This is a genomic window from Chryseobacterium gregarium DSM 19109 (genome assembly GCF_000430845.1).
Lineage (GTDB): Bacteria > Bacteroidota > Bacteroidia > Flavobacteriales > Weeksellaceae > Chryseobacterium > Chryseobacterium gregarium.
Genome location: NZ_AUMU01000001.1, coordinates 226968 through 239916 on the forward strand (window position 1 = coordinate 226968; position 12949 = coordinate 239916).

The 12949-nt window shown below is 39.3% G+C and carries 11 protein-coding genes and 1 tRNA gene; 11 read left to right on the forward strand and 1 reads right to left on the reverse strand.

The annotated features are described in order from the left end of the window. Positions 1-265 precede the first annotated feature (265 nt). Positions 266-1135 (forward strand): SPFH domain-containing protein, encoded by an 870-nt coding sequence (locus tag H561_RS0101165; RefSeq protein WP_027385333.1) that lies wholly within the window; start codon positions 266-268, stop codon positions 1133-1135. 206 nt (positions 1136-1341) lie between these two features. Then, positions 1342-1530 carry a hypothetical protein gene (locus tag H561_RS21875; RefSeq protein ID WP_034761049.1) on the forward strand — a complete coding sequence of 63 codons (189 nt, stop codon included), beginning with the start codon at positions 1342-1344 and terminating at the stop codon, positions 1528-1530. A 69-nt stretch (positions 1531-1599) separates the two neighbouring features. Here the strand turns inward: H561_RS21875 and H561_RS21880 are convergent, their stop codons facing one another. Continuing rightward, positions 1600-1797 carry a hypothetical protein gene (locus H561_RS21880; protein WP_034761052.1) on the reverse strand — a complete coding sequence of 66 codons (198 nt, stop codon included), beginning with the start codon at positions 1795-1797 and terminating at the stop codon, positions 1600-1602. A 134-nt stretch (positions 1798-1931) separates the two neighbouring features. On the opposite strand from H561_RS21880, the gene amaB reads away from it, so the two are divergent. The 9 genes from amaB to H561_RS0101220 all read left to right on the forward strand — a co-directional run bounded on the left by amaB (position 1932) and on the right by H561_RS0101220 (position 12500). After that, positions 1932-3482 carry an L-piperidine-6-carboxylate dehydrogenase gene (gene amaB, locus H561_RS0101180; RefSeq protein ID WP_027385334.1) on the forward strand — a complete coding sequence of 517 codons (1551 nt, stop codon included), beginning with the start codon at positions 1932-1934 and terminating at the stop codon, positions 3480-3482. A 79-nt stretch (positions 3483-3561) separates the two neighbouring features. Continuing rightward, positions 3562-4890 carry an L-lysine 6-transaminase gene (gene lat, locus H561_RS0101185; RefSeq protein WP_027385335.1) on the forward strand — a complete coding sequence of 443 codons (1329 nt, stop codon included), beginning with the start codon at positions 3562-3564 and terminating at the stop codon, positions 4888-4890. A 61-nt stretch (positions 4891-4951) separates the two neighbouring features. Next, a complete protein-coding gene (locus H561_RS0101190; RefSeq protein ID WP_027385336.1) occupies positions 4952-5182 on the forward strand; it encodes a DUF2007 domain-containing protein in 231 nt (76 codons plus the stop codon). Positions 5183-5341: 159 nt separating this feature from the next. Further along, the gene (locus H561_RS0101195) at positions 5342-5854 is read left to right on the forward strand and encodes a GNAT family N-acetyltransferase (RefSeq protein ID WP_027385337.1); all 513 of its coding nucleotides are present in this window, start codon (positions 5342-5344) and stop codon (positions 5852-5854) included. Between the two features lie 116 nt (positions 5855-5970). Continuing rightward, the gene (locus H561_RS0101200; protein WP_027385338.1) at positions 5971-6423 is read left to right on the forward strand and encodes a hypothetical protein; all 453 of its coding nucleotides are present in this window, start codon (positions 5971-5973) and stop codon (positions 6421-6423) included. A gap of 1 nt (position 6424) precedes the next feature. Then, positions 6425-7612 carry an efflux RND transporter periplasmic adaptor subunit gene (locus H561_RS0101205; RefSeq protein WP_027385339.1) on the forward strand — a complete coding sequence of 396 codons (1188 nt, stop codon included), beginning with the start codon at positions 6425-6427 and terminating at the stop codon, positions 7610-7612. A 1-nt stretch (position 7613) separates the two neighbouring features. Continuing rightward, entirely contained in the window at positions 7614-10760 is a 3147-nt protein-coding gene (locus H561_RS0101210; protein ID WP_027385340.1) for an efflux RND transporter permease subunit, read from the forward strand. Positions 10761-10781: 21 nt separating this feature from the next. After that, entirely contained in the window at positions 10782-12197 is a 1416-nt protein-coding gene (locus H561_RS0101215) for an efflux transporter outer membrane subunit (protein WP_027385341.1), read from the forward strand. Positions 12198-12426: 229 nt separating this feature from the next. After that, positions 12427-12500 (forward strand) — tRNA-Ala (locus H561_RS0101220). Positions 12501-12949 lie beyond the last annotated feature (449 nt).

Sequence of the window (12949 nt, forward strand, 5' to 3'; positions counted from 1 at the left end):
CCTGTATAAGATCTGCTCAATTCAACAATTGAATAAACTGACCGGAATAAATGATAATAAAAAATAGTTCAACTATCCGAATTCAATATGAAATCGTCAAATTAAGGATATGAATAAAAAAGTTAAAATTGTAGATATTATTGGAATAACTGAGAGCTTATTGTAATTTAAAATAAATAAAAAAAACTCAAAACTTATCACCTGCCATTCAAAACTTAATTATATCTTTATGATATCAAATTAATATCAAAATAAAAATTATATCATGGAAAAAGTTTTAAAACCAATGTCGGGGTATCTCGCTTTAGTTATTTGTTTAGTTTTGTTCGTAGCATCTGCTTACTTATTTATCACAGGGACAGACCGTGAAAATATTACCAATATCGTATTAGCAGGAGCATGTTTTATTGCATTTTTCTTTTTCATTAAAGGTTTGATGATTATTCAGCCCAATCATTCAAGAGTCCTGAACTTCTTTGGAAAATATGTGGGTACGGTAAAAGATAATGGATTGTTCTTCATTAACCCTTTGTATTCTTCACAGAAAATGTCTCTCCGTTCTGAAAATCTTCAGGGGCAGACGCTGAAAGTAAATGATAAAATGGGAAATCCCATAGAAATTGCAGTCGTAATGGTTTGGAAAGTGGGAGATACTTACAAAGCAGCTTTTGATGTTGAGCGTTATTCAGACTTTGTAAAAATGCAGAGTGAAGCGGCGGTACGTCATTTGGCAATGAGTTTCCCTTATGACAATCTGGAAGACGATCACGCCCCGATTACGTTAAGAGAAGGGGGCGAAAAGATCAATTCTATTTTGGAGCAGGAACTTACAGACCGGCTTTCAAAAGCAGGCATCATCATTCAGGAGGCAAGAATTTCACATTTGGCTTATGCTTCGGAAATTGCCGGCGCTATGCTTCAAAGACAGCAGGCAACGGCCATCGTTGCAGCAAGAACTAAGATTGTAGAAGGAGCTGTCGGTATGGTAGATTTAGCGTTAAAAAAGCTTTCTGAAGAGAATATCGTCGAACTGGATGATGAAAGAAAAGCTGCCATGGTAAGCAATCTAATGGTGGTTCTTTGTGGTGAAAAAGCCGCACAACCGATCTTAAATGCCGGAACTTTGTATAATTAATTTATCAAGATAAAGGTTGTCATTTCCACAAAAAGAACACTAGTAGAGTAATGAATTTTTTACTTTATTTCGTTTTGAATGACCGAACACAAAATAACTGCCGAATTGAAATGCCTCTGCGGAATTACATATAAAGTTCAATAAAAAAGCTACGTAAAAATTGCATTTAAAATAAATTATCACGATCAGAAATAGAAATCAATAAAATGAAATTAGAAAAAGCTCAGAATCTTTCCGAAAATAAAAGCAAAAAATCTTTCGTTTTAAGGATGGATGAAGCTACTTACAAGCTTCTGGAAAAATGGGCAAATGACGAATTCCGGAGTGTGAACGGACAGATTGAGTATTTGCTGCATCAAAAATTAATTGAGTCCGGAAGAAAGAAAAAAGATTAGAATACCATACATTGATAATAAAAAAGCAGAGAAATTTTCCCTGCTTTTTACATTTTATATATTAATCAATTAATCAAACATCGTCGAAAAGTAATTGCTGATCACCGTCCAGAAATTTTTTCCGAGAAAATAAATAAGCGTGGAAGTAATGATGCCTTTGACGGTAAAAAAGATAATGCCTCCAATACCGAACTTCTTTACCAGGCTTTTCCATTTAGAATCCTTTTTTTCTTGCAGCGGTTCCTGTATCGTCTTGTTATTTTCCATTTCTGAAATTCAAATGATTACTGTACAAAGATAAGCATGTTTATAATTAGTCCAAATAAAAAAGAGGCCAAAATTAAAATTTTGCAGTTCGCTTAATATTTTTAACTTTAGGGAAAACGAAAAGTAAAATTTTTATGTCTAAAAAAGTAAAGGATTTTGGAATCGAAAAAACACTCAAAAATCTGGGGATTAAAGAAGAAAATAAAGGGACTTCATCAGGCGGGAAATACTTTGCCTCTGGAAAAACCATAGAAAGCTATTCTCCTGTAGACGGCAATCTGATTGCTAAAATAAAGACTTCCGGGACATCTGATTACGATAAAGTAATTGAAACTGCCGAAAAAGCTTTTAAAGAGTTCAGACTCATTCCGGCTCCTAAAAGAGGGGAAATCGTAAGGCAGTTAGGCCAGAAATTAAGAACATATAAAGATGATTTGGGTAAGCTTGTTTCCTATGAAATGGGTAAATCCTTACAGGAAGGATTGGGTGAGGTTCAGGAAATGATTGATATCTGCGACTTTGCCGTGGGAGTTTCAAGACAGCTTCACGGATATACCATGCATTCTGAAAGGCCGGGCCACAGGATGTATGAACAGTACCACCCACTTGGAATTGTAGGAATCATTACAGCATTCAACTTTCCGGTAGCCGTTTGGGCATGGAATACCGCTTTGGCGTGGATCTGCGGAAACGTAACCATCTGGAAGCCGTCAGAAAAAACACCGCTGTGTGCCATTGTCTGTCAGAATATTATGAATGAGGTGTTGAAGGAAAACGGTCTTTATGACGGAATTTCGAGTGTTCTGGTTGCAGATCATGAAATCGGACAGAAATTAGTGGATGACAAAAGAATTTCCCTGGTTTCATTTACCGGTTCTACCAGAGTCGGGAGAATGGTTTCATCTAAAGTTGCCGAAAGGTTCGGGAAATCAATCCTTGAATTGGGAGGAAACAATGCGATCATTATCTCTAAAGATGCAGACATTGACATGTCGATTATCGGAGCCGTTTTCGGAGCCGTAGGAACTGCCGGTCAGAGATGTACTTCAACAAGGAGGCTGATTATCCACGAAAATGTATATGATGAAGTAAAAAACAGACTGGTAAAAGCATACGGCCAGCTGAAGATCGGGAACCCGCTCGATGAGAAAAATCATGTAGGCCCGCTTATCGATACCGTAGCAGTTACACAGTATGAAGAAGCAATCAGAAAATGTAAGGAAGAAGGCGGAAACTTTGTGGTTGAAGGCGAAGTGCTGAACGGAAAAGGATACGAATCCGGCTGTTATGTAAAACCGTGTATCGCTGAAGTTCAGAATTCTTACGAGATCGTTCAGCATGAGACTTTTGCGCCGATTTTATATTTAATCAAGTATAGCACGTTAGACGAAGCTATTGCTATCCAGAATGATGTTCCGCAGGGATTATCCTCTGCCATCATGACGCAGAACCTAAGAGAGGCAGAGCTGTTCCTTTCCCATGCAGGGTCAGACTGCGGAATTGCCAATGTCAACATCGGGACTTCCGGTGCGGAAATCGGCGGCGCTTTCGGAGGTGAAAAAGAAACCGGAGGTGGAAGAGAATCAGGTTCCGACGTCTGGAAATACTACATGAGACGCCAGACCAATACGATAAATTATACTGCGAGTCTGCCTTTGGCACAGGGGATTAAATTTGATTTATAAAAGTATTACTCTAATTATTTAAAATTAAACGATTAAGAATCTCTAATTTTTGATCTTTTAATAAATTTCAATTCACAATATGGAACAGACAACAATAGATATACAGGCAAATAGAGTTAAAGAAACCATCGGCAGGCACGTTTTGGCAGACGGTTTTGATTTCGTGATGGATATTGAAAAATCCCACGGATCTTGGTTATATGACAAGCTGACCAATAAAGAATATTTGGATATGTTCTCCATGTTCGCATCCGCCTCTATCGGGTATAACCACCCTTACCTGGTGGAAAAATCAGAGTGGCTGGGAAAAATGGCGGTCAATAAACCCACGCTGGCAGATGTCTATTCGGAAGAATATGCTCATTTCCTGGAAGTTTTTGAGAGGGTGGCCATTCCTGAAGAGCTTCAGTATGCATTTTTTATTGAAGGCGGATCACTGGCTGTGGAGAATGCCATGAAAGCTTGTTTCGACTGGAAGACCAGAAAGAACTTTGAAAAAGGTCTTGATACCGAAGCCGGAATTTGTATCCACTTCAGACAGGCATTTCACGGAAGGAGCGGGTATACCTTAAGCTTAACCAATACCTCTGACCCGAGAAAATATCAGTATTTCCCGATGTTTGACTGGCCAAGAATCTTAAATCCCAAACTGACTTTCCCCATCACAGAGGAAAATCTGGAAGAAACCATCAAAAACGAAAGACTGGCTTTATTGAATATTGAAGAAGCCATTCTGATGAATCCTGACAAAGTCGCCTGCATTATCATTGAGCCGATTCAGGCGGAAGGGGGCGACAATCATTTCAGGGACGAATTTTTTACCGGTCTGAGAAAGATCTGTGATGAGCATGACATTCTTCTGATCTTTGATGAAGTGCAGACGGGTATTGCCATGACCGGAAAAATGTGGGCCTTTGAACATTTTACAGCAAAACCGGACATTATTTCTTTCGGGAAAAAAACACAAGTATGCGGCATTTTGGCCAATAAGGAAAAGTTTGATGAAGTGCCGGATAATGTATTCAGGGAAAGCTCAAGAATCAACTCGACGTTTGGAGGGAATTTCATTGATATGCTCCGTTTCCAGTTGGTGATGGAAGTTATTGAACAAGAAAACCTGGTAGAGAATGCAAGAGTAGTCGGAGAATATTTACTGGAAGGGCTGAAAAAACTGGAAGAAAAATATCCGGAAAAACTGACCAATGCCAGAGGTCGTGGATTAATATGTGCAATTGATTTATTTACCCACGAGCAGAGAAATACACTGAGAGACGAGCTTTGGCGCGACGGGATGATCATTCTTGCCTGTGGCGATCAGTCGCTCCGGTTCAGGCCTCACCTTAATGTCTCCAGAGAAGAAATCCAGCTTGCACTGGATAAAATTGAAAACAATATTAACAAAATTTAAATTTTGAACTTGTAATTTTCAAAAAAATGTTATAAATTTAGATACTTAAACGAGATAGAACATGGAAAGAAGTACAAGAGTATCAGTTTTTGAAAGCGACAAACCTGCAGAGATCCAATTGATAAAATCCAAGCTGGACGATGCACAAATCACCAATGAAGTTGAAAACAATTATCTTACTTTTACCACTACACCAACGGCTACATCGTTAAAGGTTATGGTAGATCTGGAAGATGAAAAAAAGGCATTTGACATTATCGATGCTTATCTGCAGCAAAGCGAAAATCAATAACAATTTCATAATTTTAAATTTTACTACTTCGAACCGAAAATTAATTTTAATTAGTTTTCGGTTTTTTAATTCAGGTTTTCGGTGAACATCGAAACCGTAAATCTATTAGGGTTAAGGGAAAAAGATAAAAATATAATTTTTACGGCTAAATTTTATAACATGAATTCAGAAATCAGACTAAGAAAAGCAGAAGCTGAAGACCGTGATGCCATCTGGGACATCATGCAACAGGCTATTGAAAGGAGAAAACAGGATGGCAGCACTCAATGGCAGCAGGGCTATCCAAATCTGGGAACAGTAGAAAGTGACATTGAAAAAGGGTTCGGGTATGTGATGACGGTAGATGGCGAAATCGCAGTATATACGGCTCTGATTCTAAATGATGAGCCTGCTTACAGTACCATCGACGGAGCCTGGCTGAGTAACGGAGAATTTGTCGTAGTACACCGGGTTGCCGTTGACGGAAAATTTGCAGGGCAGGGAATGGTAAAGAAACTGTTCGATCTTATTGAAGAATTTACCAGGTCCCATGGGATCCAAAGTGTAAAAGTCGATACTAATTTTGACAATACGGCGATGCTTAAAATCCTTGAAAATAAAGGCTACAGCTACTGCGGAGAAGTTTTTCTCGCAGGAGGAATGAGGAAAGCTTTTGAGAAAATTATTATTTAATAAATTCCCACAATACTCCTTATTGAATTTTTATCACTTTATCTATACATAAACTCTATTAGGTTTGTTCGTTTAGTTCTGAACTAATTTATATTTTTGCATCAAATTTATATACCATGCATAAGAGTATAGAAATTGATGAAAAAATTTTCCAGGAAGCCGTGAAGTTTTACGGGGCTGTTTTCAGCTTACCTCCTTTAGCTTCAAAAATCTATGCATATCTGCTGTTTGATTATGACAAAGTAGGCATACCTTTTGACGAGTTCGTCGAAGTGTTTTGTGCAAGCAAAAGTTCGGTCTCTACAAGTATTTCACTGTTGCTGAATGCGGAACTTATTATAGATCATAATAAAATGGACGAGCGGAAAAGATATTTTTTCATCAATGACGAATATAAGAAGCTAAGATTTGAAAAAATTGTCCAAAAAATGAAAGACGAATTAAAACTGCTGGATGATTTAGATCATTTCAAAAAAAATAATGTCGGATATGACGAAAAGATGGAAGCTTACAAAGTGCTTTTAAATAAAAATATAATTAATATTCAGGAATCTCTTAATAAACTATAATATGAATAATAAACTATTTATACTTTCTGTTGCAGCAATTTCCTTGACAGCCTGCAAAAAAGAAGCTCCGAAACAGGATGGCCCTAAGCCTTATCCTGTAGTCAAAGTGGAGTCAAAAAATATAGTCGGCTACCAGACATTTCCTGCCAGTATTGAAGGAAGAGTGAATAATGATGTTCGTGCTAAAATTCAGGGATACATTACTCAGGTGCTCGTAGATGAAGGGCAGTATGTTACCAAAGGACAGCCTTTATTCCGACTTGAAACCAATATTCTGAGCCAGAATGCGGCGGCTTCCAAAGCAGGCATCGGCGCGGCGGAATCTACTATTGCTGCTGCACAGGCTGCAGTAAGCGCAGCCAATGTGGAAGTCAACAAACTAAAGCCGCTTGTTCAGAAAAATATCATCAGCAATGTCCAGCTGCAGACCGCACAGGCCAATCTGGCTCAGGCTCAGGCTCAGTTGCAGCAGGCAAGGGCGGCAAAAAGCCAGGCGGTGGCTAATTATAAAGGGGTAGAAGCCAATATCGAATATTCTGTTATCCGTGCACCCATTTCAGGGGTGATCGGAAAGCTTCCGCTGAAAGTGGGAAGCCTGGTGGGCCCTACTGACCAGTCAGCCTTAACGACAATTTCGGATACATCAGGAGTCTATGCCTACTTTTCAATGAATGAGAAAGAATACTTCGACTTCCTTGAAAAATCCAAAGGGGCCACGATGCCGGAGAAAATTAAAAACCTTCCGATGGTTGAATTGCAGCTGGCCAACGGAAGCCTTTACCCGGAAAAAGGAAAGATTGAGGCCATCACAGGGCAGATTGATCCTACTACGGGAACCATTCAGTTCAGGGTAAGCTTTACCAATGCCCAGAAGTTATTGAGCAACGGAAACAGCGGAACCATCAGATTGCCGAAAGCATATGATAATGTACTGGTTGTCCCGGAAAGTGCCACTTACGAGCAGCAGGGTATTGTATATGTTTATAAAGTGGATAAAGGCGATACGGCAAGGAACGTTGTTATTAATGTAATCGACAGGATCGACAATATGGCGCTTATCAAATCAGGGGTTAATAAAGGTGAAACCGTTGTTGCAGCAGGGGTCGGCGCTTTAAAGCCGGGAACTGCCGTGAAACCGAAACCCATAAAAATGGATAGTCTTGTTCAATCTATAAAACCGAAATTCTAAAATGATTAAAAATTTTATCAACCGACCGGTTTTATCCACCGTAATCTCTATCCTGATTGTGATTCTCGGGGTTTTGGGACTGATCTCACTGCCGGTTACCCAGTATCCTGACATTGCCCCGGCAACGGTAAGTGTCAGGGCCAATTACACCGGAGCCAATGCTGAAACAGTTATGAAGAGTGTCGTTGTACCTCTTGAAGAACAGATCAACGGGGTGGAAGGAATGGATTATATCACTTCCACAGCAGGAAATGACGGTTCGGCTCAGATTCAGGTATTTTTTAAACAGGGCGTCGACGCAGATATTGCTGCGGTAAACGTTCAGAACCGTGTCGCCAGAGCAAGCCCGCTCCTTCCAAGTGAAGTTACGCGTTCAGGGGTGGTAACGCAGAAACAGCAGACGAGTGCCTTGATGTATCTTTCTTTTTATTCTGAAAATAAAAATATTGATGATGTCTATCTTCAGAACTTTTTGAATATCAATGTGATTCCGGATCTCCAGAGAATCAATGGAGTAGGTGAGGCCAGCGTTTTCGGTGGTAAAAACTATTCTATGAGAATCTGGCTTGACCCGGCTAAACTGGCAGCCTACGGAATCACTCCAACGGAAGTTACCAATGCCATCAATGACCAGAGCAGGGAAGCCGCTGCGGGATCTTTAGGACAGAACAGCGGAAGCTCTTTTGAATATATCATTAAATATGTCGGGAAGTTCAGTGAAAAAGAACAGTATGACGATATTATCATCAAATCTCTTCCGGACGGACAGAATTTAATGCTGAAAGATGTTGCGAAAGTGGAATTGGGAGGCTTGTCATACAGCGGAATCGGTGAAAACGGAGATAACCCGTCTATCAGTATGGGGGTTTTCCAGACGCCGGGATCCAATGCCCAGGAAATTATCGAGAATATTAAAAAACAGCTTAAAGATAATGAAAGCACTTATCCTGAAGGCGTAAAATATACTTTCAACTTTGATACGAATGAATTTTTGGATGCATCCATCGAAAAAGTAATCCATACTTTGATTGAAGCATTTATTCTGGTATTTATCGTTGTATATATCTTCTTACAGGATTTCAGATCAACATTGATTCCGGCCATTGCGGTTCCGGTATCTATTGTGGGAACATTCTTTTTTCTGAATCTGTTCGGATATTCATTAAACCTCTTAACGCTTTTTGCGTTGGTACTGGCGATTGGTATTGTGGTGGATGATGCCATTGTCGTCGTCGAGGCGGTCCATGCCAAAATGGAACACGGGATATCGGATGCCAAAAAAGCCACTATTGAGGCGATGGATGAAATCACAGGAGCGATTATCTCAATTACCCTCGTAATGGCAGCGGTATTTATTCCTGTTACCTTTATTACAGGCCCTACCGGTGTTTTCTATCAGCAGTTTGGAATCACACTGATCATTGCCATCATCATTTCGGCGGTTAATGCATTGACACTGAGTCCGGTTTTATGTTCATTATTCTTAAAGCCTCATGAAGATCATCATGAAGGTTATAAAAATAAAAATTTCATTCAGAAATTCTTTTATAAATTCAATATTGGCTTTAAAACAGCCACAGACCGTTACGGAAGAGGATTTAATTTCCTTATCAAGCACAAGTGGGTAACTTTGGTCATCCTTGTGGTTACCGGAGGAATTATTTACTGGGCAAACGGCAGCATGAAGAAAGGTTTCGTACCTACGGAAGACAGAGGGATTATCTTTACCGATGTACAGCTTCCGCCCGGAGCGTCGATGGAAAGAACATACAATGTCCTGAAAACACTGCAGAAAAATGCCATGCAGATTCCGGGAATCCAGAATGTGACGATTTCTACAGGTAGAGGATTACTGTCCGGAAACGGAAGTAACAACGGTCTTGCGTTCATCAAATTAAAACCTTTTGACGACCGAAAAGGCGATGGCCTATCCTCAGAAGAGATTTCCAAGCGTTTATTTGGCCTTGCAGGGAAAGTGCCGGATGCCAAAGTAGTATTCTTCCAGCCGCCAAGTGTACCGGGGTTCGGGAACAGTGCAGGTTTTGAGATGGTACTTCTGGATAAATCGGGAGGCGATTTTGCCCAGCTGGATGCGAAAACGAACGAATTTATCGGGAACTTGATGCAGCGGCCTGAAATTGAATTTGCCCAGACCTCATTCAATACAAAATACCCTCAGTATATGATGCAGATTAATGTTCCTTTAGCCAAGCAAAAAGGGGTTTCAGTAAATGATATTCTTTCGACGATGCAGGGATATATCGGTGGAATTTACGGGGCTGACTTTACCAAATACGGGAAACAGTTCAGGGTAATGATTCAGGCGCTTCCTGAAAATAGAGTAAATGCAGATAATCTTAACCAGTATTATATTAAAACGAGTTCCGGGGAAATGTCGCCGATTTCACAGTTTGTGACATTGACAAAAACATATGGTCCTCAGTCGGTAGGCCGTTATAACCTGTTTACTTCCGTAAAGATTACCGGGGCAAACAAAGCCGGATTCAGTTCCGGGGATGCCATTACTGCGGTGCAGGAGGTTGCGAAAGAAACGCTTGATCAGAATTATGACGTAGAATTTACAGGTCTTACCAGAGAAGAATTAAATTCAGGATCACAGACATTACTGATTTTTGCTTTAAGTCTGGTATTTGTCTATTTCATTCTGTCGGCTCAGTATGAGAGTTATATTCTGCCTTTGGTGGTGGTCATTTCACTTCCGCTCGGGGTGATGGGGGCTTACTTCGGACAGAAAATCATGGGACTTGAAAATAACATTTACTTCCAGATTGCCTTGATCATGTTGGTGGGGTTACTGGCTAAAAATGCGATTCTGATTATCGAATTTGCGGTTCAGAGAAGACATCATGGTGAAACCATTGTGGAATCTGCGATTAATGCAGCCAAAGCAAGGCTAAGGCCTATCTTGATGACCTCATTGGCATTTATCTTCGGTTTATTGCCATTGGTATTAGCAAGCGGGATTGGTGCTGTCGGGAACAGGTCGATTGCAACCGGTGCTTCGATCGGATTATTGATAGGTACTATTTTAGGGGTATTTGTCATTCCTGTTTTGTATGTGGTTTTCCAGACTTTGCAGGAGAAAATTAAACCCATTAAGCAAAAAGATATCAATTTAGCTGAATAAGAAATCTTTAAGATTTAAATAATGAAAAATTTATCAATAATAATAAAAGGAACTGCTTTTTCAGTCATCATTCTTGCCGCCGTATCATCCTGCACGGTAAGAAAAGAATATCAGAGGCCGGACAAAGTTGCTGATGAGAAACTGTACCGTACCGATATGCTTCCTTCGGACAGCACCAATATCGCAACTGTTTCATGGAAACAGATCTTCACTGATCCGATACTTCAGGGTCATATTACCAAAGCCCTGGATAATAACCTGGACATTAGAATCGCCCTGCAGAGCATTGTTTCTGCAGAAGCTTATTTAAAGCAAAGTAAAGCTGCGTATGAACCCACTTTAACGGTGGGTCCCGGCTATACTTTTCAAACGCAATCATTAAATACGCAGACCGGACAGTTATTCGGGCAGAGACGTTATATCAATCAGCTGGATATAACAGCAAGTGTAGCTTTTGAGGCAGATATTTGGGGTAAATTAAAATCCCAGGAAAAATCGCAGTTGGCGAGTTACCTGGGAAGTGTTGCCGCTCATAAAGCAGTGAAAAGTGATCTGGTTGCTTCTATTGCTTCTTCTTACTATCAATTGTTGACCTACGATGCCCAAAAAAGAATCATCACGGAAACCATTGCAATCCGTGAGAGAAACCTGGAAACGACAAAAGCCTTGAAAACAGCCGGAACATTAACGGAAGTTGCCGTTCAGCAAAGTGAAGCATTGGTATTCAATGCAAAATCTTTACTGATCGACATTGACACCCAGATCCAGCTTCTGGAAAATACGATGAGCCTGCTGATGGGTGAGCCCTCACATTCCATTGAAAGATCGACATTGGAAGGACAGCAGCTTCCTATTGATGTGAAATTAGGATATCCGGCCCAGTTATTAGCAAACAGACCGGATGTAATGAGAGCAGAATATAATTTAATGAATGCTTTTGAACTGACAAATTCTGCAAAAGCACAGTTTTATCCTACTTTAAGACTTACGGGAAGTGGAGGGATTCAATCATTAGATATTGATCATTTGTTCAGTGTAAATTCATTATTTGCGAGTATTGTCGGAGGATTGGCACAACCGGTTTTAAACCGAAGAGCAATTAGAACGAATTATGAAGTCAGTCTGGCAAATCAGGAAACCGCCTACCTGAACTTCAGAAAAGCTGTGCTTACAGCCGGAAAAGAAGTTTCGGATGCTATCAGGGTATTTTCGGTTCAGGATTCTTACATTGAATTAAAGCAGAAAGAATTAAATGCCTATAAAAATTCAGTTGAATATTCTCAGGAACTGGTTAATTATGGTATGGCCAATTATCTGGAAGTACTGAATGCCAGTGTAAACTCCTTAAATGCAGAGCTGAATATCGCCAATGCAGAATACAATAAAATGAGAGCTGCCGTAGAACTTTATCAGGCACTTGGAGGCGGATGGAAGTAGTTTCGTTCTGAAAATAGATTATAAAAACGCATGTTATCTTTGACATGCGTTTTTTATCACTGAAAATTTGAATTTTATTATTTTATAAATGCTTGATAATTAATTATTAACTTAAACATTAAGATATTTAATTGGAAAATATTAAAAAAATTAACAATAAATTTCCAAAAATGTTTGCAGATCTAGTTTAAATACTTACTTTTGTACCGCTTCAGAACAGAAGCATGACGGGGGATTGGCGCAGTTGGCTAGCGCGTTTGACTGGCAGTCAAAAGGTCACGGGTTCGAATCCCGTATTCTCCACAAGATTATCTAAAGCTCTTCGATTGAAGAGCCTTATTTTTTTTATAATGTGAAGATTAAAAACTATCCTTAGATTAAATCTTTCGGTTTAATTGTGGCACAATAATTGAAAATAAAAATTCAACTATTAAAAATAAATTTTAAGGAACTCCAAATATTCCCGGCATTTTTGTCAGGAATATTTTTTTTGTTCACATCTTCTTTTTGCTAAAAGGATAATATTATTTATTAATCAGTACCTAATATGGGGTAAATAGACCCTGAAAAATATGGTAATTTTAAATAAAACTGAATTTTTATCAAAATGAAAGTGTTTTTAAATATCTAAAAAGTATTTAAAATCAAATAAAAATTCTATATTTGTCAGCATTCAAAAATATCTTTTTGAGGCATACTGGCTATTGATAAAATGGGCCAGTAATGAGTTAAGTGATAAAACTACTTATAAA

Coding starts and splice junctions, on each gene's coding strand:
- H561_RS0101165 (WP_027385333.1), top strand. CDS start 266: ATGGAAAAAGTTTTAAAACCAATGTCGGGGTATCTCGCTTTAGTTATT.
- H561_RS21875 (WP_034761049.1), top strand. CDS start 1,342: ATGAAATTAGAAAAAGCTCAGAATCTTTCCGAAAATAAAAGCAAAAAA.
- H561_RS21880 (WP_034761052.1), bottom strand. CDS start 1,797: ATGGAAAATAACAAGACGATACAGGAACCGCTGCAAGAAAAAAAGGAT.
- amaB (WP_027385334.1), top strand. CDS start 1,932: ATGTCTAAAAAAGTAAAGGATTTTGGAATCGAAAAAACACTCAAAAAT.
- lat (WP_027385335.1), top strand. CDS start 3,562: ATGGAACAGACAACAATAGATATACAGGCAAATAGAGTTAAAGAAACC.
- H561_RS0101190 (WP_027385336.1), top strand. CDS start 4,952: ATGGAAAGAAGTACAAGAGTATCAGTTTTTGAAAGCGACAAACCTGCA.
- H561_RS0101195 (WP_027385337.1), top strand. CDS start 5,342: ATGAATTCAGAAATCAGACTAAGAAAAGCAGAAGCTGAAGACCGTGAT.
- H561_RS0101200 (WP_027385338.1), top strand. CDS start 5,971: ATGCATAAGAGTATAGAAATTGATGAAAAAATTTTCCAGGAAGCCGTG.
- H561_RS0101205 (WP_027385339.1), top strand. CDS start 6,425: ATGAATAATAAACTATTTATACTTTCTGTTGCAGCAATTTCCTTGACA.
- H561_RS0101210 (WP_027385340.1), top strand. CDS start 7,614: ATGATTAAAAATTTTATCAACCGACCGGTTTTATCCACCGTAATCTCT.
- H561_RS0101215 (WP_027385341.1), top strand. CDS start 10,782: ATGAAAAATTTATCAATAATAATAAAAGGAACTGCTTTTTCAGTCATC.